We start from the raw sequence: 20,987 nt of genomic DNA, 5'->3' as shown, positions 1-20,987 counted from the left end.
GGTCGACATCTGCCGTACGCCACGGGTGACGCGCGCTGAGCACGCGCCCCTGGTACCGGGTGTGGGCGCCGCTCGCGCTGTGCTGACCGCTGGCGACCCCCCGGTGCCCGAACAGAAAGGAACTTCACGTTTCGATGGACATCTCTTCGATACCACGGGCCGGACGGCGCAGATTCGCCTCCGGACTCGTGGCCGGCAGCCTGCTGGTGGGGCTGCTCACGATTCCGGCCGCGGCGGTCGACGCCCCGCCGGCGACGGGCCCGGTCGCGGACCGGGTGAAAACGGTGGCGGCGTGGCAGAACGGCGGACCAAACGTACGCCGGGCCGCCGAGACCGCGCTGGCGGGTTCCGACGCCGACGTCACGGCGTTCGTCACGACCGGCAGGGCCGTCGCCGCGGAATACGACCTGCGGGCGCGCATCGAGGAACTGATCGCGATCTCCGGCCCGGGGGTCCGCGAAGCCGCCACCACCGCACTCGCCGGCAACGCGGCCGGTCTGCAGACCTTCCTCGAAAAGGGGATCCAGAACCCGTACGAGCACGACCAGCGGGTGCTGCTGTCACAGATCATGTCAACCGGCAGCCCAGCGGTGCAGGACGCCGCGAACAAGGCGATGTCCGGCACGCTGGAGGACGTCAACCAGTTCCTGAACGTCGGTCAGTTCAACGTCAGGGAGCACGACGACCGGGTCAAGCTGTCCCAGCTGATGCACGTGGGCGGCCCGCAGGTGCAGCAGGCCGCCAACGCCGCGATGGGCGGCGGCGCCGAGGACGTCCAGGACTTCCTGCGCTACGGCTACCAGACCGCCGCGGCCCACGACCAGGAAACCCTGACCATCGCACAGCTCACGGACCTGACAAGAAACGCCGCCACCCAGGCCGGCGAGCAGGCCCGCATCGCCAAGGACGCGTCCGCGAAGGCACTCCAGGCAACCGCGCTGGCCAAGGAGGCGGCGGAGCGCGCCGCGAACGAGACCCGGGCCTCCCAGTCCGACGCCGCGAAGGCCTCCAACGCGGCCGACCGGGCGGCGGACGCCGCCATCCGGGCGGCCAGCTCCGTCCAGACGGCAACGGCCGCGGCCAAGGCAGCGAACGAGGCCGCACGGCAGGCCGCGGCAGCCACCGCCAACGCGGCCGCGGCCGCCATGAAGGCGGGCAAGGCCGCCACCCGGGCTCTGTCGGCGGCGGCCGAGGCAGGCGGCGACGCGGGCAAGGCCGACCAGTCCCGCGCGGCCGCAGCCGCCGCCCGCACCGCCGCAGCCGACGCCCGCACCGCAGGCGAGGCCAGCGGCTGGGCCGAACGGGCCGTGACCCAAGCCAAGTCAGCAGCACAGTCCGCCGAATCCGCGGGCACCAACGCCGCCGCCGCCGCACAGGCCTCCGCCAACGCGGCCACCTCCTCGGGCGTGTCCGGGGAGGCCGCGGACCGGGCCAGGAAGGCAGCCGCCCGGGCCAACAGCGCCGCCGCGGAAGCCAGCCGCGCGGCGAAGGCCACCACCAAGATCGCCGACGACGCCGCCACAGCCGCCCGCGAATCGAAACAGGCCGCGAACTCCTCCGCCGCGCACGCCGAGGCAGCAGCGGCTGCCGCGGAGGACGCGGCCGCACACGCCGGCGACTCGACCAAGGCCGCCGCGACCGCACAGGCCGCGGCCGCCACCGCCGAAACGGCCGCCGTGTCCGCGGAGAACACCGCAAAGCAGGCCCACAACATCGCGGCCATCGCCCGCGCCTCCGACCAGGAGCGCCTGGACGCCCAGCAGGCCGCCGAGGTGGCCATCGCCCAGCAGGCCTACCGGGACGAGGACCTGAAGACCCGAAAGGCGGCCTGGGAGGCCGGGAAGACCACCCAGCTCGCCACCGACACCGAACGGCTCATCACCGAAGCCACAGCCGCCGGGGTCGACCAGAAGGACGCCGTGGCCAAGGGCCGCCAGGCCGCGGTCCGCCTGCTGGACGCCGGCGGCCCCTGGGTCCAGACCGCGGCGCAGAGCGCACTGGAGGGCTCGGACGGCGCCGTCCTCGCCTTCCTCAGCACCGACCTCGCGCTGGCCCGGACACAGGACGACCGCAGCAGCGTCATCGGCATCGCCGAAGGCTCCACGAACCTCGAGCACAAGCTCGCCGCCGAGACCGCCTCGGTGGGCACCCCCGCACAGGTCCGCGCCTTCCTGACGAGCGGCGCCTACAACGGCCAGGAACACGACGACCGGGTCCTGCTCTCGCAGATCATGTCCGTCGGCGGACCCGGCGTGCAGGACGCCGCGAACACCGCCATGAGCGGCACCCACGCCGACGTCCGCGCGTTCCTGACCAAGGGCCAGTACATCGCACGCGAACACGACAACCGGGTCCTGATCTCCCAGGCCATCGCCACCGGCAGCCCCGAGGTCCAGGCCGCCGCCCAGGCCGCCATGTCCGGACCCGCCTCCGGGCTCATACCGTTCCTGCAGATCAGCCTGCCCCTGGCCCGCCAACGCGACGCCTTCACCGCAGCCCACATCGCCACCGTCAACTCCTACCTCGCCGCCATCGACGGCAACGCCGCCGTCGCCCGCGAGTACGCGGCCCAGGCCGCCCAGTCCTACGCCACCGCACGCAACGCCTCCGACGAAGCCGCCGGCTACGCCCGGCAGGCCCAGGCCTCCGCCGCACAAGCCGTCGGCTGGGCAACCCAAGCCGCCAACTCCGCCGCACAGGCCAAGACATCCGCCGACCAGGCAGCCGCCCACGCCAAACAGGCCCGCACCGCCACAGCCACAGCCCAGGTATCCGCCCGCACCGCCGGAATCTCAGCCAGCGCGGCAGCCGGCTACGCCAAACAGGCCGGGAAGTACGCGTCCGACGCCAAGACCGAGTCCGACAAGGCCCAGGCCTCGGCCGTCGCCGCCGGCAAGAGCAGGGACGACGCGTTCGCGTCCGCCCGCGAGGCCGCACAGCTGATCATGTCCAAGCAGCAGGCCGACACCACCGACGGCAAGATGCAGCACGAGACCGCCACCGTCGACAGCAACGGCCGCGTCAGCTTCGTCGAGGGCGTCCCCCGGTCCGACGTCAACCCCGCGGTCATCCGCGAGGACCACAGCAAATGCGTCGAATTCAATCCGATCATCATCGCCATCTTCCCCGGCGGATGGCGTGAGGAAGGCAAAAAGCTGGTCTGCGACCTGCCGGTCACAGTCAAGGTCACCGGCACGGTCGACTACTACCTGAAGACCTGCCCCGAACCGAACCTCTCCATCGCCGCATGCCAGGGCAAGTACAGCAGCTTGGACACCGTCCTCATCCGCACCGAGCCGGTCACCTCGCAGTACGACACCACAGCCAAAAAAGAATACAAGAGCACCAGCCAGCTCATCTTCGACGCCCTCACCGGCGACTTCGTCAAATGCTGGAACACCCCCGGCCTCAACGGCCCCTGCGCCTGGGCAGCATCCAACTTCATCCCCTACGGCACCCTCGCCAAGGGCGCCAAAGGCATCACCGCCTTCCGCCTCGCCCTCGAAACCGGCGTCGAACTCGAACAAGCAAAACTCGCCCTCCAAGCCGCCCTCGACGGCTACAGTGACGCGGTCAAACTCAAGCTCCTCGCCACCGCCGACAAAGTCACCGCCTTCCGCAACACCCTCAAGGACGGCGTCGGCACCGACACGGCACTCGCGGCCCTCAGCGCCGACCGGAACATCGAACGAGCTCTGGTCGAGCAGCTTAAGTTTGAAGACGAGCTCGCGGAGGGGGTTCGCACGGCGTGCCCGACCAACAGCTTCCCGGCCGGCACGAGCGTGATCATGGCCGACGGGACCGACCGGGCCATCGAAACCCTCCGGACAGGCGACCAAGTGCTGGCCACCGATCCCGCCACGGGTTTCACCGGAGCCCAGCCGGTGACCAGCACCTTCAGGCACTCCACCACCCGTCTGATCGACATCGACACCGAGTACGAGGGTCGGATCACCAGCACGGTCGGACACCGCTTCTATGTCAAGGGGGCTGGTTGGCGCGAGGTCTCCGACCTGCACGTCGGCGACGTCCTGGCAGGCCGCGACGGGTCGCACAACCCGGTGACCGGTTTGCACGAACAGACGGGCACCACCCAGGCGGTGTACGACCTCACCGTCGACGGCACGCACACCTTCTACGTGCATGGTCCGCAGAAGACAGGCAGCGGCATCCTCGTCCACAACTGCTTCGACCTGTGGGGCGACGAACTGGGGCGAAACCTGGACGCCCGCGCCCACACCATCAAGAAGCACGTGGCCGAAGGCGCCTACGGTCCAAACGGCGAGACTGCAGGGGTCACACCCGAGGAAGCGGCCGGGCTTACTACCGCCACCGACCCGAACGGGGTGTTCAGCGACCTCAGCATCGCTGAGGAAGCACTGCGATCGGCCCTCGCCAAGAGTCAGAACGCACTTCGCACCTGGGGACAGCCGGGCGCGTCGGACTTCAAGGAAATCATCGTCGATGTTGATGTCATCAGGGATGGCCAACGCCTGACCTCGCTGGGCAAGGTGTATCCTCCGGGCGGCAGTCTCAACGCCGCTGATTCCGGAACCAAGGTCAAGGTCCGGCTGTTGAGGGCGCCCCAGCACAATGGCAAGAAGTGGATCATCGGTTCCATCTTCCCGCTGGCCGGAGGGTGATGCGTGATGACTGAGAGATACGGCGGGGACGAGTTCGGGCTGCCCCACCTGGGGCAGGTGTTCCACCACAGTTGGCGGGACGAATGGGACACCGAGGCACAGGCACTGACGTACTACACCGACGGCATGCCGCCGCACCTGGTCGAGGCACTCCTCATCGACACTCTCCGGGTCGCTGCTCCGGCTGTGCCAACCTGGGTGTTCGAAACGCTCTGGGCGGTGGGAAGCGAGCGCCGCCTGGAGCTCAGGAACGCGGGGATCGACCCCCACGACTGGCTCCTGGGAGTCGTCCAGCTGTGCCGGGAGCGACTCCGCGCGGAGGGCCTCACTCCTCCAGAGGAGGTACCGGTTAGCCCGTACCAGCACCTGACAGGGGCCGTCCTGGACGAGATCATGATCGTCACTCCGGGCCTCCTGGAGCTGGCACAGGACTCGTCATGGAAGTCCATCCCTGGTGTGGTGCCCGCACTCAGCCACGCCGCCGTCCACGCCTGCCCCGACCTGGCGTTCCGCTTCCTCCTACGCGCGCTCACTTACGGCCCGCAAATCACCCGGAAGCAGTATGAGCGGTACGTGGAACTCGGGCGGCAATTCGAGTACGGGCAGTTTCTCGTCCCAGGTTACGAGCACCTGATGCGCTGAGACCGTCGACAGTCATCGGGCGCGCAGTGGGTACGGATCACGTACCGACTGCGCGCCCTTGCACTGGGTGCTCAGTTGGTGGGAGTGCCGCCTTCCGGGGCCTTGGTCGGGCCGGGGTGCATGCCGGCTTTGAGTTCGCCCATGGCAGCGCGGGCGACCTGGTGGTTAAGGAAGCGTAATCCATGATTCTGCAGGTTTCCTCAAAAATCGGCAAAGTATGTCCTTCAAATCGAGATGAAACCATCCAGGCTGTATCAGAAGCTGTCCAGTACAGCCGCTCCAAGCGCCAGGTGGTGTCGTTCGTCCTCATTGAACCCCCGTCCGACTTTCCTGCCGCCCACCTCAATGTTTCGATCAGCGAGGACCGCAGCCACGGGGCACTTGTTTGGTGCGCGAGCGAGCACTTGCTGGAGAGAGGCGGGGTGTACAGCCACATTTGGATCTCCGACAATCCAGAGCCCCCGACCATCGACCCTGACCTGGTCTCGGACACGTACACAGGCAGGACTCACGACCCCGCCAGCACCCTGCCGATGCATCGCGTCGTCGCAGCCATCGAGGAATATTGCCTGGCGGGAACAGGCGAACGCCCCTCATGCGTCGAATGGGTCACCGGCGAACTGACCGGCCAACGCCACGACAGGCCGATAGTCAGAGACTGATCAAATTGCTGAACGGCCCATGATTTTCAGTCTCGGATTTCAGAAGCTGAGAACTTCCGACGCAAAATTCCCTAGAGGCTGGAATTCACCGCTGGCAGGTGGTGAACTCCAGCCATGCGGGACGGCGGCTCACCGGTTGACTGCCACGGGGATCGGGATTGCCGGGTGTTCCCGAGGGCAGGCGCTCCAACCGGCGGCGCTGGCGCGCAGCAGGAGGGTGTGGGCGGGGGCCGGCATCCTCAGCCGGCCCTCAGCGGGTCGGGGAGTGGGGCAGTGGCAGGAGCGGCAGGCCGTCATCGTCGGCGTGGTCGTAGTGGTCGCTCGTCCTGTGGCCTTTCGGGTTTCGCCGGTGAATTCGTGTGTGGGGTCGTGCAAATGGAGAAGTCCCGGCCGTTTGGGGGCGGCCGGGGCTTTGTTTTCGGTGGCACGGAGGTGTGGCGGGGTGTTCGGGGCGTCTACAGCCCCTCCAGGTCCATCCAGGAGATGTCGTTGAGCTCGACGTCGAGGTTGCGGGCGCGGTGGCCGCCGTCCTTGAAGTAGTGCTCGCGCAGGCCTTCGGCGAGGATCCGTTCCTGCTCGGCTTGGCCGGCTCCCGCGTCGCGGGCCTCGTAGAGGCGGAGGGCGACGTCGCCGGGCATTTTCTGGGTGATGGTGCGGGGGCGGGGGTCGTCGGTGGAGCCGACGGCCGAGTTGAAGCCGAACGTGCCGCTGATGTGCAGCATGAAGCCGTTGGTCTCGGCGGCGTTGCGCACGCGCTGCTTGACCTTGGGCTGCCACTTCGCGCGGACCCGCTCCTCGACCTTCTTCGCGGCGGCGGGCTTCGGGGTGCCCTGGCCCTTGAGCCAGCGCTGCACGGTCCGCTGGCTGACGCCGAGCTCGGCCGCCAGTGCCTTGGTGGAGCCCTTGGTGCCTTTGAGTAGGAACCGCATCCGGGCAGACAGGGACTGCGGGATCGGGCGAGTGCGCTCGGCGCGCTCCAGGCCCTCGTCGATCTCCCCCATTGGGCTGTCCTTCCTCGGGGTCTTGATGGTGGTGGGGACCACCCGGCGCCGGGCGGTCGGGTTCAGCGGGTCCAGCCGATGAGGGTGAGGCGGTGGCCGCGGTCTTCGAGGTCGCGGCGGGAGACGGCTTCCTCGCGGGCGGTCACCAGCGGCAGCGCCAGGTCGTCGTCGCCGCCGTCGGTGGTCGGGGCGTCGTTCCACACGCCGCCCTGGTCGTCCAGCCACAGGGCGGTGTGGTCCTTGCTCGGCGCGGCGGCCGGCGCCACGATGCCCGCGGTCTGCGCGGCGCGCAGCCAGGCGTCGGCCTGCCCGGTCAGCTCGGCCCGGACCTCCGGCTTCAAGCGGGTCCAGGCGGCGGACCCCGACCTGGTGTGGTTCCAGTAGGCGGCGGCGAGCTGCTCGGCGCGCGGGTCGTGCTCCGGGTGCTCCATGGCTCCTCCCCTGTCGGTCGCCGGTCGGCGGCCCACTGCTGGTTGTGGTTGTGAGGCCGGGCCCGGCCGGTGCGGGCCCGGCCGGGACCGCCTATTCGTCGTTGGAGACGACGCCGCCGGTCTTGATGTGCCGGGCCGGGTTCGCGTCGGCGGCGAGCAGTTCGGCGATCTCGTTCATGGGCCTGCTGCCCTCGAACTTCACCAGCCCTGGCGACACCCCGAGGCGCAGGGAGGTGGTGAGGGTGCCGTCCGGTGTGGTGAGGATGTCGAGGGCGCCGGGGCCGTGGGCGGCGAAGACGGCGCAGTCGGAGAGGATGGCGATGGGGTGGCGGCCGGTGTCGCCGGCCATCTTGCGGAGCTTGCGGTGGCGGTTGACGATGGCGGTGTCGATGACCAGGGCGCGCATCAGCGGGTCCCAGGTCGGCCGCTCCAGTGCCGCCCAGCGCTCGGGCTTGTAGCCGTGCCCGCGGGGGCGTTCGCGCATCTTGCCGATGGCCCCCTTCGCGGTCTGCTTGATCGCGGTGAGCACCGCGAGCTCCGCCGGATCGCCCTGGCCCGCCTTGATGGCCGCCATCTTCTCCAAGTAGGCGACGGGGTCGGTGTCGGCGAGGTTGAGCGGGACGCCGAGGGCGGCCATCGTGTCCAGGTACGCCTGGCGCAGCCGCTTGTGCCACGGGTCGAGGTAGGGGCCGCTCTCGTGCCGCAGCCAGCCCTCCAGCGGTTGCGGGCGGGCGCCGAGCTCGATGGCGTAGGCGACCTTCACCGTGGAGTACCAGGCCGGCCCGGTCGGCCGGGAGCCGTCCGGGGTGAACGGCGACGGGAGCAGCGGGTCGGTGTCGACGTGAGAGAGGTCGACCAGCCAGGAACCCGGCAGGTTCGGGTCGAACACCGGGTTCAGCTCGTGGACCGGCCCGGAGAGCGGCAGCGTCAGGCGACCGGCGGCCGCGAGGAACGCCGTGTTCACGTCCAGGCCGACCGCGTACGGCGCCGCTTGCTCCTGCTCGGTGAGCGGGCAGGACCGGTCGGGTCGCGGCCTCGACCCGCGCACGGCGGGCGGCCGGGCTGGTCTCTTCCAGCAGGTTCGCAAGCCTCAGCCCGCGCTCCTCCCCCGGGTCGGGCACAGGCAGTACCGGACCCGGCGCGGGGACGGCCGGGGCGGTGGCGTTCCTCATCCGGCCGCTCCCGGCGCCGTGTGTCCGCGGTCGCCGGCCGGAACGGCCGCTACCGGGTTGGTGGACGTGCCCGGGCCGTCGCCGGGTTCGTCGGCGTGGGGCAGGATCCGCACCGCGGCCGGGTCGTAGAGCAGCCAGGCGCTCTGCCTGTCCTCGCCCCAGCGCGCGTGGGCGATCCACGGCACGTCCGGGCCCGGGCGGCGGCGCGCGGTGACCAGGCCCGAACGCCAGCCTCCCCCGATCCGCACCCACGCCAGGCGCCAGCACCGGTCCGCACCCTCCGGGTCGGGCACGCCCGCGAGCTCGGACGGCAGCGTGAGCGCATCGCGCCACACCCCGTGGAACGGCGCCCGGGCCGGCGGCCCGTCGCCGGGCTCGGGCAGCGGGCGCACCGTCGTTTCGTCGTAGAGAAACCAGCCCCAGGCCTGTCCCTCGGATGCGGTCGCGTCGTCGTCCCACCGCACGTGGACCACCCAGCTCGTACTGCCGGGCGGGCGCCGCCACACCGTGAGCAGCCCCGGCCGCCACCGCCCGCCCAGCAGGATCTCCACCAGCCGCCACCTGCGCACGTCCCGGGACGCGCCGGGCAGTGTCATCAGCTCCCGCGGCGCCCACACGGCGTCGCCCGGCCGCTCGGGCGAGCGGTGGGGGCGGGAGAAGGGCACGTCGGCGGTCACTCCCCCATTATTCGAGCACGTGTTCGAGTGACCAAACGTCAGCCAGGCCCCACCCTCGCATCGCCTCCTGTGCCTGAACGCGATACCTGTCACTTCAACGCGGAAGGTGTCACCAAGATCGTCCCGGAGGTCCGGACAGGTGAGCCGTGACACGGTAGTTGGAACTTGGTCACGGTTGTCGGAACCGGAGCGGGCCAGCACTGGAATCGCCCGCCGCCGGGGCCTGGTAGAACCGGGCCCAGTGGCGCCTAGGCCACGAGGCTCTGGGGGTGACATGTCGGGACCGGCGGTCGGACAGGAGGGTGTGTCGGCGGATGGCGTCCGGATGTGGGTCACGGTGTGAGGGCGGCGGAGACCCGGGCGAGGTGGTGGGCTGACAGTGCGAAGTGGTTGGCGGGGTTGCGGTAGGAGTGGTGGCCGTCGTTGATTCGGATGCCGTCTTCGGTGGTCGTCCAGTGCGCTGGTCCGGGCTGTCCCTGTTCGGTGAGGAGGAGGGCTGCGAGCCGGTCGGGGTCCTCGACAGTGGTGCGGGCGTGCAGCGCGGCCGCGAGGCGGGCGACGGCGCGGCCGGGTACGGCGTGGTCTCCGAGGGCGGGCAGCAGAAGCAGCAGGCGGGCGTGGGGGTCGTCGGTGCTGCCGCCGGGGATGCCGTTGTCTGCAGCGGCGGCGAGTTCGGGCCAGGACAAGGCCGGGCCCATGAAGTGGCCGTCGTCCTGGGCAAGGAGTTCGGCGCGTTCCCAGTCGGGGTGGTGAATCAGGTAGTCGGTCCCCCGGTCGCCGTCGAAGGTGCGATAGACGACATGGAAGCGGTGGCCGGCGGTCAGCGGGACGGTGACGAGCGGCCAGTCGGCTCTGTCCCAGACCTGGCGGTAGAACTCCTCGCCTGCCTCGTAGTCGGGGCCGAACAGCAGTTCCTGGGCCTCCTCGAGGTGGGCGCAGGAGGCGAGGTGCGCGAGCCAGAAGAGGTGCTCGTCCAGGAGTTCAGGGTGTGGTGTGTAGGGGCCACCGTCGTAGCCCGGTATCTGGGCGGGGTGCGGGTCTGCGCTGTTCGTCATGGCGGCCATCATGGCGTGCGGCCGCCGATCCCGCCGCGGCGAAGGTGGTGGCGGTGCTGCCCCGCGAGGGCGACGACGTGCGGGTGCTCCAGGGCACGGTGGCCTTTCTCGGCGCAAGTGCCTTGGGCGCGCTCGCCGTCGGCAACGACGCACGGGCGGCGGCGGCCATCGCCGAAGCGAACGCGATGGCGGCACGTACCCACATGCAGATGATGGACCCGTACATCCAGTCCTTCCAGGTCATGCTCGACTGGCAGGCCGGACGCTGGGAGAATGCTGAGCGGGGACTGGCCGCCTTTCACGAGCGTCATCCGGACAATCCGCTGGACGCGGGTGGGTTTGCAGGCCACCGTCCGGGGCCTGATCGCCGGCGCCCGTGGCCGCACCGCCCAGGCCGCTACCGCTTTCGAGCAGGTCCTCACCCGCGAGGGCCTGCACCTGGACGCGCTCGGCGCCGCCCGCCTCCACCTCAATCGAGGCGACCGCCAGGCCGCTTGGCGCGCTCTGGCGGACCCGCTCGACTTCCTCGCCTTCCTTGACCGCAAGGAGGCCTGGGCCCACGCGCCGCACCTTCTCTGCAGCCATCAGGACCGCATGCGCCATGGAGGTGCGAGGACGTGTGGACGTCCACACGAGGGTGCCCTTCCCGTCCGGTGCGTCGAAGCTGGTCGACATGTCCGGGAAGCGACGGATCGTGATGTGCACGTCACTGTTTCGGCGACGAAGAATCCACCGCGCCTCTGCCGGTTCAAGGTCGAACGAGAACCGCTGGATGCCATGGGGGCCATAAAGGCCCGACACGCCCTTCAACAAGTCGGCGAGCGCGTTTGTACAGTAGCTGACGCCCTCCCGGTGCTTCGTCGAGCTGTCCCAGATCCTGCACGTCGCCCAGCCGGAGCCGCTCAGTTCCCAGCTGAAATGCAAGGACCTCGTCACTGAACCCCCCTGATCGTCTGCGGACAACGCTACAGCGGTGCTGAAGACGGGGGACGGCCGGGTACGCCACGCGAGAGTCAGCTGGACCAGTGCGTCAGGCACTCCGAGGAACCCAAGGGGCTCGATCACGGCATGCTGTCGCAGTGCTCTCGCTTCGTGTGGGGCGGGCCCTGGCCACGACTTGTCAGGGAGGCAACCCGGGCCCGCGACCACACGTTATCGACGACGCCGACCCGGTCATTTCGGACACTCCGCCCAGACCCGCCCGGTCACCCGATCCATACCGTTCGTCGTGGGCCGTTCCGGTCATTCGTAGGATCGGGGCACCCAGGGGTGCTGGGTATGGCTGTCACCCGACCGCCGATGATGTGGCTTCCACTGATTGGCCGCCCGGCACCCCGCGACGACTCGGCCGCTACTGAGGTTTTCAGGGTGGGGTCGGTGGTCTGAGAGTCAGGCCGGTGGCGGTCAGGCAATCCGTCGATCAGGTGGGGTCGGAGTTGGATTCGGCGCAACTCGCGGCGGAGTGTGCGGTCGACGTCGTCGGGCGTTCCGAAGGCGGTGTTCGCCATCGCTCTGCACACGAGTGACCAGGGGGCCTCGACGGGGTTCAGGTCGGGTGCCTAGGGCGGGAGACGGACGGTGGTGAGCCAGTCGTGTTCGGCCTCGTACCGTTTCAGCCCTGCTGACAGGTGGGTGTTGAGATTGTCCCAGACGACCACGATCGGTCCGCCGAGTTGGATGTGGGCCCGGACGAGCAGATCGCGGTAGTCCTTCCAGGAGAAGCTCTTGCGGGCTCCCTTGAGGAGGAGATGGTTGCGGGGCCGGTAGATCAGCCGGCTCTCGCCCGGGCGATAGCAGCACAGGGCGGCCACCGAGGTCCGGCGGCGGGATCTGCCACGGACCCGGACGACGGGGGTGTCTCCGCGCCGGCCCCAGGTGCGGGCGCGGGGCGGCGTCATGGAGAGTCCGGCCTCGTCCTCGAAGACGATCCAGCCCCCACACGCCGCCCCGATGCTTCTACCCGCGGCCACACCTCCTTCTTCCACAGCTCCACCGCATGCTCGTCACGCTCGAGGGCCCTGCGGGCGGGTGCCTGCCAGGACCAGCCGTGCCGTTTCAGCAGCCGCCACACCGTCGGGACCGAAAGACTGAGCTGCAGCCGGCGCTGAATCACGCTCCGCACCCGGGCCGGCGTCCACCGCTCATCCGCGAAACCATGCGCGGTCGGCCCCTTGCCGAGTTCCTCCTCGAGCACGGCGAACTGGGCGTCGGTGACAATCGGGGAGTTGGCCGGCCCAGCTGAACGCAGTGCCTCCATCCCGCCCTCACGCCAGGCACGACGCCGGCGTTCCACCGACCGCACGCTCACCCGCAGATCCTTTGCGATCACCGTGGTCTTCTCACCCACCGCGAACCGCATCCCGGCCTGGAACCGGATCCCCTCACGAAACGCCCGACGCTCAGCGGTCAGGCCCCCACCCTCCGGACACCTCACACCAACGGCATACCGCAGGGATCACGAACCGTCACTACCCGACGACAACCCGAAATGCTCAGTAGGTCCTGTCCGAGTAGTCGCGCGGGGGTATCTATCCAGTAAGCGCTGGACGACCCGTGATCATTGTTAGTCTCGGACATCTGTTCGCAACTACGCACGAGGCCCTCGGGGAGCACTGGTGAGCGCCATGGAAAAGCCGTTCCTGATGCTTGTCGAGGATGTCTTCTTCCCGAGCGAGGGCAGGCTGGTCATGCCGACGGGCCGGATCGAGCGCGGTCGGGTTCGCAAGGGCGACGCGGTGGAGCTCGTCGGCTTCGGCGGCGATGCGCTCGCTCATGTCACTGACATCGACGTGAGCAGGCTGCGTGCCAACGAGGCGAACGCGGGCATGAACGTGGGGCTGCTGCTGCCTGGTGCGATGGCGGGAGCAGTTGAGCGGGGGCAGATTCTTGCGGCGCCGGGCTCAATCGGCGCACACGTCGCCTTCGCTGCGGACATCACGCTGCTGCCGGAGGAACAGGGCGGAGCGGAAGTGCTCACCGGGGAGAGCCTCGACTTCTACATCCGGGCTGCCGCAGTGAGGGGCATGGTGACGCTGCCTCGTGAAACGGACGCGCTGCAACCGCTTCACATGGGTGCGGTGACGGTCAAGCTCGAACGGCCCGTCGCTCTTGAGGACGGCCAGTCATTCGCCTTCCGTCTCCACGGCCGCGCTGCCGGCTCGGGAACTGTGACCCAGCTCCTGCACTGAGTCTCATGAACGGATCCACAGCCTGGTCTGGAGAGTCCCCCGTCCGAGTGAAGCCGCCGGGCGGCGAAGACGTGCTACCTGTCCCGGAAACGAGACACGTGCTCTCACGAGCCTGTGTATGTCACCTCAACCTGACCGCCGTCAAAAAGCGACACGAGCCCTATGGGACACGGCGGTCGCGGAAACAAACTTCTTCGAGCAGTACTTCGGCCGCCGGCCCTTGCCCGCCCATGCCAGCTCCGCCCCGCACACCGCGCAGGCCGGACCGCCGAACAGCATCGACTCGGACACCGCACTAACCCCCGGGGAGAAACTCATGGTCGCGATGCTAGCCCCGCGACCAGCGCTGCTTTCCCCCGGGGTGAAACGGCCGGACGACAGGGCTGCTGCGAAGCGCCCCGCCGTACAGCTGTCCCCGCCGCGCAGCAGGTTGTCCCGCACCACGCATGCGCAGCGGGCGGCGCGCAGCACGGGCGGGCGCGCAGCACAGCGCCGCACCGGTGTAGCAAGGCCGCCTGTGCCGCGATGGGGGCAGCAGCACGCCTCGGTGCAGCAAGGGCGGCCGCATCCGCTGCTCGTGCTGCTGCCGGTGACCGGCCGGGTCTCCGTCTGGTTGCACGGGTATGACGCCTTCTCCGTTGTCCCGGCCATCGGCCGCGGTCCCGCTCGACGGCACTGCCGCCGGGCTGACCGATGAGGAACGCGCCGCGCTGCAAATCGTTGCGACCGCAGGTGAGCGGGCGGCCGCGCGGGTGCGCGCACTCGCCGCCCGGCAGCCGACCGACATCCACGGCACGGTGCTGGACTTGGCGGCCGCCGCGATCGAGCGGGCCACCGGTCACAAGGTCATCCCCGCGGCGACCCGGCGGGGCGGGATGGGAGTTCGAACGTGTGGGTGCGCCGGATCCGGTGCTGATGGAGAACGTGCGCTCGCCGGCGCGGCCTCAAGGCGGCCGCGGTGTGGTTCACGGCGCTGGTCTACCTCAACCCGAACGACAACCTGGGTGCCCGGTTCATCGCCCCGGACGGTCTCCGAGACTACCGGTTCTGAACAGTGCGGAAGGCTGCCACCCCGCGGGGTGGCAGCCTTCCGCGTGTCCGGGGCGGCCGGCGTGTACGTCCGGCCGCACCTGCGGGCGGTGCCGTGCGCGTCCGAGCGCCGTGGGGGTGTTCTTAAGAAAGTTTCTTCCAGGGCCACCGGCGTCGGGCCGAAGGAGGGTTCGAAGAGTGATTTACCTTCAGTTCCGAATATGCCTCTTCCGGCCTATTGTAGCCATAGTCAAGCTCTTCTCCAGAACTGCTATAAATTGAACCAGGACCATAGCTTGACCATACCGAAATTCCATCCGGCGTCACCTGGACGACAAACGGCACTTCCGTCTTCGCTGGAACCTCGCTAGTCACTGTCAGCGACTCTCCGGGAGCAATCCAGAAGTCACCGCCCTCAGGTTCGAGTGTCAACTCGACACTTTGGTCGATTTGATTCTCGATCTCGATCGTGTATTTTACCACTAAATCCACCGATCTATTATTGCGCGTGCCGGATTCGAACGTGAGGCCCTGTCGCGTCGGGCCCGGTTCCGCCGCGGACGAACGCGAGCACCCCTCCTTCACCGCTATCACGTGCGGCGTGGGGTAGCGAGGGCGGGACCCTCAGATCACCAGACCATCTCCCACCACCCGAAGCAGGCGAACACCGCCTTCTTCACCGAGCAGGACGCCAGATGTCCGACAGCCTTAAAGAACACGAAAGCCACGACCAGCCCAACGGCCGATACGCCAAACACGCTGGCGCCAACCATCGGACTCACGGTCAGCACCAAGACCGTGGCCAGTGCGGACATGATGAGAATTCCCCACAACGTCTCCCGAAGGATGGCAAAGAACGATACCAACCGAGGCTCCTCCTTCCATGCGTCAATCTTGGTGACCAGGTGGCGGGACGTATTGCAGAGACTTCGATCTACCATCAAGGATTCTCCTATACCAAGAGAGCGGGGTGGGCATCACTCCCCACCCCGCTCGGATTCTTACTGGAGAACTTGCCCATGAGCTCCCTGGGCGACTACTCCCCCTGGGTTCGTCGGGCCCGCCGCGGTGGTGACGTGAACCCGGCTCGCCGGGACCGGATGACGCCGGCGACCAACCCGGCGAGGACACCGAAGCCGACGGGCAGGACATAGGCGAGGTTCGCCCCCGGCTTGTTCCCGATCCGCTCGACAAGGGCTGCGGTGACGATACCGAAGGCCACCGCGTAGAGCAGAGCGTCGGCCCCGTCAAACCCTTCCCAGCCGTGGGCCACGAGCGCGGCAACGGTCATAGAGGGTCGTCGACCTGGTCGAGGGGTCGGCGAGCTCCGCGGTGGCGGCGGTGACCGCGTCGGCGCTCTCCAGCAGCACCGAACGGCGCCCGGGCGACATCCCCGCCTCCACCAACAGCCCGAGCGTCAGAACCGAGGATATTCGGCGCATCCAGCGCGATGAAAAAGCCCCGCCCGCGAACGCGGGCGAGGCCTGTGGCCTACGTGACATTATCCCTCAAAAGTCGTCAAAGAGTTTTACTGGCTTCGTCGAAGCCGCAGACAACCTTTCATTCCCCGGCGACTCCCAGGAACCGCCCAGGATGACACTCAAGTAACGAGATACTGACACGCCGTGACGTTGCCCCAGTTTGTCAGTAGACGATCAGAATTGACCAGCCGTTTGCACGCCAATCATGCCCATGCCAGTCTCGGATATTGAAACAGAACCGGAGCCGTCCACGCCGCCTCGACGAGGTCGACCCCCTGAACGACGGACACGGGGATCCGCAGAGCCCCTCCAGCCCGTCGGCGCGGCCCCGACCCTCCGTCCGAACCGAGCACACACCGGAGCACCGGCCGGGTGTGTTCGATCGGCCGAGAAGGTGGACGAGGGCGGCGCGAGCAGCGCCGTTCCGCGTCCTGACGGGATCGGTCGGATCAACGGGCGGACGCGGCTTGACCGTTCACCCCGAGCACTGCGGGTGGCCCGGGGCGCAGAGGCGCGCCTGCGGCCCCGGCGGCGCCACCGGCAGGACCGCCGGAGCCCTGGCGAAGTACGCGGCCGCCCTCTCCCGCCACGGGCGCATCGACGCCACCTCGGTACTGCGCGGCGGCCGGCCCGGCGACGCCCCGTACGAAGTCGACGGAGACGGACCCCCGCCCCCGGACCAACGGCACAACCGGTACACCGCCATCGAACTACGCCTCACCCGGTAACAGCCGTGAACAGAACCCGCCGCGCCGCGAGCCGGACAAGGACGCCCCCTGTGGCTGGCGTCGGCCAGGCTGTGGAGGCCAGCCGATCAGGCGGGACCGGCCGCCGTCAGGGGCCGTGGTGATCACCGCGGCCGGTCACGCGGGAGAATAGTGCGGGTGACCAGCACTCAGCCGCGCGGCCTGAACTCCCTGATCCCTACCGCCCGCACCGAGGCGACGCCCGGCGAGAAGGCTGCCGCCCAGCTTCTCCACCTGCGGTCGGCGACCGTCCCCGTGCCGATCCTCGCCGCGGCCGCCGAGCTCATCGCCCCGCACCTGGAGGACCCGGCCCCTGCCACCCGCGAGGCCGCCTGGCGCCGTCCACGCCCACCTGGTCGCCGCGATCGAGGACGCCGCACCCTGCCGGTAGCCGACCGGACGGGACGGATGTCCCAACGCGCTGCTGCTCTGCCTCTACAGACGCGGCCGGGCGCTGTGTGCAACGGACGGCCAGCACGACGCGCCCAGCCTCGACCAGTGCGTCGCCGGCTGCGGCAACACCGTTCGCACCGACCAGCACGCCACCCGGCTCCGCCGGCGAGCCGAGGACCTCGACCGCAAATCCGCCCACGTCCCCGGCCCCCTTGGCCGAACGCCGACACACCACCGCCACCAAGCTCCGCGAGCTGGCCGACGAACACGACCACACCCGCTTCACCCTCCAGGAGACCCCCGCGGGAGCCCCGCCTGACGAACGCGACCGCATCCGTGCCGCCATGGACCGTATCCTCGCTGGCGCCCCCGAACGCTCCAACGGAGCCCTCACCATCGTCGCCCTGGCCATCGCAGCCGGCATCCCCAGAAACGCCCTGGCCCAGCGCCACCCCGACCTACGCAACGAGTTCTACGAACACGTCAAGGCCCGCGGCGGCACCCCCGACGTCGAGACCCGCTTCCGCAAGAAGATCGTCGGCCTCAAGACGACCATCTCGAACACGAACGACGAATTCGCCCAGCTCAAGGTGGACGTCCAGGGTTTCCTCGCGGAGAACACCCGGCTCACTCTGGAGAACCAGGAACTCCGCGACGTCCTCGTCGGCAACACGACCAACGTCGTCCCCCTACGACTCGCACCACACCGCTGACAGGTCCGAGGGATGATGGTCTGCACAGGTCATGGTGCGGGCGAGTTCATATGGGGGATGCGACAGTGATCGAGGTAGAGCGTCACGGGGCATTCAACGTCAACCGTGTTGGGCTGGGTCGTCTGCCGTTCCCGCTGAGTTTCAGTGTCCGCGAGGCCGACGGCTCGTGGATGATCAGCGCGGCGGCCGCCCAGGCCGTAGAGTTGATCGATGTGCTCACCCGCACGGCGAACGACACGATCGTCGTCGTGAACCTGGCGACGAACAGCTTCCTGCACGAGGACTACCAGCAATGGCGGTCATCTCTGATCGCCGCGGAGCAAGGGGTCGACTGCACCGTCCACCCGGTCGGGGCATGGGCCTCTGACTCCATCGAGCTCGGCGAGGAGTTCCTGGTGATGCACCGGGAGAGCCTGCCCCGATTCCTGAGCAGCGACTGGTCGCCCTACGAGCTGTCGCTGGTCGACGTGCCGATGGGGGCGACCCCTGAGCAGCTTGATGGGCTCGCTCTGGTCATCGGCACGGCCACTGGCGATGAGCCGATCCTGCCTCGCCTCGATGGCTCGCGTTTCTGGTTCTCCGGGCACGACGACTGCTACCTGGCGGTCGAATCGACGGATCCGGCCATGCCCGCATCGGTCCTCGGCCGACTTCTGACCTTGCTGGCCGGCTCCGCTCTGATCGGTACCGATGGAGCCCCATCAGTCAGAGTTCCGGAACCGGACGGTGCGCTGCCAGAGCAGCTGATTCGTGAGAGCCCGCACTGGATCGGAATCATCGGGACCGCATCCGAGACCATGGTGACCGTCAAATTGTCGGCCCTGTCCCAGCGGTGGCGTCTCGGCCAGGAGCTACCGGAGCGGGCCAACCATGTGGCGACGCTCAACCTGGACCACGGCGTGTGGCATCTCGCCCCCGCCGCGTCATAGGGGCACACCTTCGGCCTCGCCAGTGACGTCGAGCAACGATACGAAGCACTGGCTGTCGGCATACAGGTGAACGTGGCTCTGGCGAGATTTTCGTAGAACGGCCTGTTGGACACCGAGAGCCGGAAGGCGCTCCAGCGCTTCCTCCAGGAGAGATGGGGCTACGTCGGTCCGATCGACGGCGTCGCCGGACCGAGTACCCGGGAGGCGTTCAAGCGCTTCGCCGCACCCAAGTACTGAACCCGGCGACGGACCCCGGCAGGGTCCGGGCCTCCGGGCGGGTCGGGGCGCGCTGCCGGTTGCTACGCTCCGGTGCGGCCGGGGAGCGCCCGGCGCGATGCCGTGGAGGTGCCGTGATGACGGACAGGTCAGCGGAGTTCAGGCCCGGCACGATCGACACGCGGCCGGTGCGGCGGGCCGCGTTCGCGGCGCTCGTGAGACCCCCGGCGGGGACCTCGACCCTGTTGGTGTCGGACGCGGACACCGGTGAACTCGTCGAGGTGGCAGGTCTCCCGCGCCGTCCGGAGCCGGTGCCGTTGGCACTCTCCTGGGACGGCACTCACCTACTGGTCCGCACGGGGCCAAAGGACCAGCCGGACCGGGACCTGGTGCTCCTCTGCCTCGCGACGAGGGAGCGGCGCGTGTTCGACGCGGACGCGGACGGCCTCGTCCAGCATGCGGCGCTCTCGCCCGACGGCCGGTCGATGGCCACGCTGGCCGACGAGAACGGCGTCCGGGTGGGCGTCACCGACCTGGCGACGGGCGCGCGGAAGCCGCTGTGGTCGGCCGAGGGCTGGCGGTCGGACGGCGGGGTGGCGTGGTCACCGGACGGCACACTGCTGGCGGTGGACTTCATCGACGAGGAGGAGGACCGCACCGACACGGTGGTCCTGTCCGTGGCGGACGGGTCGGTCCTCGCCCGCTACGAGGGGCTGGTCATCTTGGGCAGCTCCAACGGCGCGTGGACCGGCGGGCGGGAACTCCTGCTGGTCGAGGAGTTCCCCGAGGAGACCGTCCCGCCGCTGTTCCTGCACGACGTGACCACCGGATCGGTCCGGCGCTTCGACCAGGTGCCCTCCCGGGGCGGCGGGGTGTCCGCGGTGACCGCCGGCAGGCTGGTCCAACACCTGCCCGGCGGCCTCTTCAGCTGCGCGCTCGACCGTAGCGACCCCCGCCCCGTGCTCGGACTCCCCCCGACGTACGGGGTCGAATTCTTCGACGTGAGCGGTACCGGAGCGCCGGGACCGGCGACGAGGTCGAGCTCGCCACCAAAGTCCGACACGTCGGCGTCCGGGCCGCCGAGGCACTCCCCCACCACGGCGCAGCCACAGGTGCGATAAGCCCGCACCGGATCAGCGGCCCGCCACACCGCGGCGACCGTCCCCCGGTCATCGACAGCCGTCACATCGCCGTACTCCCCGCCGGCCCCGGCACCGACAGGCTCTTCTACCGAGTCCACCCCGACGAAACCGACCCTCCGACGCGGTTCGCCCCGATGCCGAACGAGCCGGCGACGAGCCCATGCCAGCGCCACCGGTAGAAGACACCGGTCATCGCCAGAAACAGCAGCGGACCACCGGTGGCGGGGCCGGGCAGGGCGGCCCGGCCGAGGGCGCGGCCGACGGCCGCGTAACACCCTCGTCCACCAAGTACGCACCGACCTGCCCGACCTGCTCCCCCGCCTCGACGCCCTGCGTCTCCCCGGGGCCCGCCGGATCCCCGAAACCCTGCACCTGACCACCGGCAACGACGCCGTCACCGCCCACGACGTGCCCGTCCTCACCGACCTCGGCCCGCTGCGCCGCCCCGGAGGCTTCGAGGGACACCCCGCCTACGGTGCGCCGGAGGCCGGACAGCGGGCGGACACCGACGCCCTGGCCGCTGTCGTCGCCGAGCGCACCGTCTGGATCGAAGCCTCGTTCTCCACCGCCCAGGAAGCGGAGACGATCCCCTGGGCCGAGACCGAGACCGAGTTCCGCTGGGCCGCGGGAGCCGGCATCCGGCCGGCTCGGCCGCTGGGCCAAGCCGGCCACGGAGGCCCTGGAAGCAGACGCCGAGATGGCCGAGCAGGTCGAAGGGCGGCGTCGGATTCCCGGGGAACGGGCGGCCGACCACCTCGACATCAGCTACAGGTGCGACTGGCCGTACGTCATCGCCGCAGGCTCGATCACCCCGGCCGGCTCACACCGCAAGAGTGTCGGGACGGTGCGTACCCTGGAGGTCGTGCT

Annotated in this window: 18 protein-coding genes and 1 pseudogene; 9 read left to right on the top strand and 10 right to left on the bottom strand. The window is 69.3% G+C overall.

Annotated elements, in window-relative coordinates:
* Positions 1-134 precede the first annotated feature (134 nt).
* From ABZY91_RS14595 to ABZY91_RS14585, 3 genes are all read left to right on the top strand, one after another.
* Positions 135-4,643 carry a polymorphic toxin-type HINT domain-containing protein gene (locus ABZY91_RS14595; protein ID WP_355402441.1) on the top strand — a complete coding sequence of 1,503 codons (4,509 nt, stop codon included), beginning with the start codon at positions 135-137 and terminating at the stop codon, positions 4,641-4,643.
* Between the two features lie 6 nt (positions 4,644-4,649).
* Positions 4,650-5,285, top strand: a complete 636-nt coding sequence (locus ABZY91_RS14590; RefSeq protein ID WP_355402439.1) for a hypothetical protein — start codon at positions 4,650-4,652, stop codon at positions 5,283-5,285.
* 182 nt (positions 5,286-5,467) lie between these two features.
* Positions 5,468-5,947, top strand: coding sequence for an Imm1 family immunity protein (locus ABZY91_RS14585; protein WP_355402437.1), 480 nt, complete (start codon positions 5,468-5,470; stop codon positions 5,945-5,947).
* A 455-nt stretch (positions 5,948-6,402) separates the two neighbouring features.
* Here ABZY91_RS14585 and ABZY91_RS14580 read toward each other — a convergent pair whose 3' ends face one another.
* The 8 genes and pseudogenes from ABZY91_RS14580 to ABZY91_RS14545 form a co-directional block, all read right to left on the bottom strand.
* The gene (locus ABZY91_RS14580; protein ID WP_355402435.1) at positions 6,403-6,948 is read right to left on the bottom strand and encodes a helix-turn-helix transcriptional regulator; all 546 of its coding nucleotides are present in this window, start codon (positions 6,946-6,948) and stop codon (positions 6,403-6,405) included.
* A 62-nt stretch (positions 6,949-7,010) separates the two neighbouring features.
* Positions 7,011-7,379, bottom strand: a complete 369-nt coding sequence (locus ABZY91_RS14575; protein WP_355402433.1) for a hypothetical protein — start codon at positions 7,377-7,379, stop codon at positions 7,011-7,013.
* 91 nt (positions 7,380-7,470) lie between these two features.
* Positions 7,471-8,427 (bottom strand): hypothetical protein, encoded by a 957-nt coding sequence (locus ABZY91_RS14570; RefSeq protein ID WP_355402431.1) that lies wholly within the window; start codon positions 8,425-8,427, stop codon positions 7,471-7,473.
* Between the two features lie 120 nt (positions 8,428-8,547).
* Entirely contained in the window at positions 8,548-9,228 is a 681-nt protein-coding gene (locus ABZY91_RS14565; RefSeq protein ID WP_355402429.1) for a hypothetical protein, read from the bottom strand.
* Positions 9,229-9,560: 332 nt separating this feature from the next.
* A complete protein-coding gene (locus ABZY91_RS14560; RefSeq protein ID WP_355402427.1) occupies positions 9,561-10,283 on the bottom strand; it encodes a hypothetical protein in 723 nt (240 codons plus the stop codon).
* A 240-nt stretch (positions 10,284-10,523) separates the two neighbouring features.
* On the bottom strand, positions 10,524-11,219 hold the full coding sequence (locus ABZY91_RS14555; RefSeq protein WP_355402425.1) for a hypothetical protein: 696 nt from the start codon (positions 11,217-11,219) through the stop codon (positions 10,524-10,526).
* Positions 11,220-11,646: 427 nt separating this feature from the next.
* Positions 11,647-12,181 (bottom strand): annotated as a pseudogene (locus tag ABZY91_RS14550) (transposase).
* Positions 12,178-12,717 carry a winged helix-turn-helix domain-containing protein gene (locus tag ABZY91_RS14545; protein WP_355402423.1) on the bottom strand — a complete coding sequence of 180 codons (540 nt, stop codon included), beginning with the start codon at positions 12,715-12,717 and terminating at the stop codon, positions 12,178-12,180. Before ABZY91_RS14545 ends, ABZY91_RS14550 begins: the two are co-directional and overlap by 4 nt.
* A gap of 190 nt (positions 12,718-12,907) precedes the next feature.
* Between ABZY91_RS14545 and ABZY91_RS14540 the strand changes: the two genes are divergently transcribed.
* On the top strand, positions 12,908-13,471 hold the full coding sequence (locus ABZY91_RS14540) for an EF-Tu/IF-2/RF-3 family GTPase (protein WP_355402473.1): 564 nt from the start codon (positions 12,908-12,910) through the stop codon (positions 13,469-13,471).
* 1,658 nt (positions 13,472-15,129) lie between these two features.
* Here the strand turns inward: ABZY91_RS14540 and ABZY91_RS14535 are convergent.
* Both ABZY91_RS14535 and ABZY91_RS14530 read right to left on the bottom strand, forming a co-directional pair.
* Positions 15,130-15,441 carry a hypothetical protein gene (locus ABZY91_RS14535; protein WP_355402421.1) on the bottom strand — a complete coding sequence of 104 codons (312 nt, stop codon included), beginning with the start codon at positions 15,439-15,441 and terminating at the stop codon, positions 15,130-15,132.
* Between the two features lie 95 nt (positions 15,442-15,536).
* Positions 15,537-15,791, bottom strand: coding sequence for a hypothetical protein (locus tag ABZY91_RS14530; RefSeq protein ID WP_355402419.1), 255 nt, complete (start codon positions 15,789-15,791; stop codon positions 15,537-15,539).
* A 657-nt stretch (positions 15,792-16,448) separates the two neighbouring features.
* Between ABZY91_RS14530 and ABZY91_RS14525 the strand changes: the two genes are divergently transcribed.
* The 5 genes from ABZY91_RS14525 (at position 16,449) to ABZY91_RS14505 (ending at position 20,099) form a co-directional block, all read left to right on the top strand.
* Entirely contained in the window at positions 16,449-16,709 is a 261-nt protein-coding gene (locus ABZY91_RS14525; RefSeq protein ID WP_355402417.1) for a hypothetical protein, read from the top strand.
* Positions 16,710-17,332: 623 nt separating this feature from the next.
* Complete coding sequence (locus ABZY91_RS14520) at positions 17,333-17,833, top strand: hypothetical protein (protein WP_355402415.1); 501 nt, start codon at positions 17,333-17,335, stop codon at positions 17,831-17,833.
* A 65-nt stretch (positions 17,834-17,898) separates the two neighbouring features.
* The gene (locus ABZY91_RS14515; protein ID WP_355402413.1) at positions 17,899-18,762 is read left to right on the top strand and encodes a hypothetical protein; all 864 of its coding nucleotides are present in this window, start codon (positions 17,899-17,901) and stop codon (positions 18,760-18,762) included.
* Positions 18,763-18,867: 105 nt separating this feature from the next.
* Complete coding sequence (locus ABZY91_RS14510) at positions 18,868-18,999, top strand: peptidoglycan-binding domain-containing protein (RefSeq protein WP_355402411.1); 132 nt, start codon at positions 18,868-18,870, stop codon at positions 18,997-18,999.
* Positions 19,000-19,115: 116 nt separating this feature from the next.
* Positions 19,116-20,099 (top strand): hypothetical protein, encoded by a 984-nt coding sequence (locus tag ABZY91_RS14505; RefSeq protein ID WP_355402409.1) that lies wholly within the window; start codon positions 19,116-19,118, stop codon positions 20,097-20,099.
* Positions 20,100-20,987: the final 888 nt, after the last annotated feature.

This window comes from Kitasatospora sp. NPDC002965 (assembly GCF_040611255.1).
GTDB lineage: Bacteria > Actinomycetota > Actinomycetes > Streptomycetales > Streptomycetaceae > Kitasatospora.
Note: the sequence above shows the minus strand (reverse complement) of the source record. Positions and strands in the feature narration are given on the sequence as shown.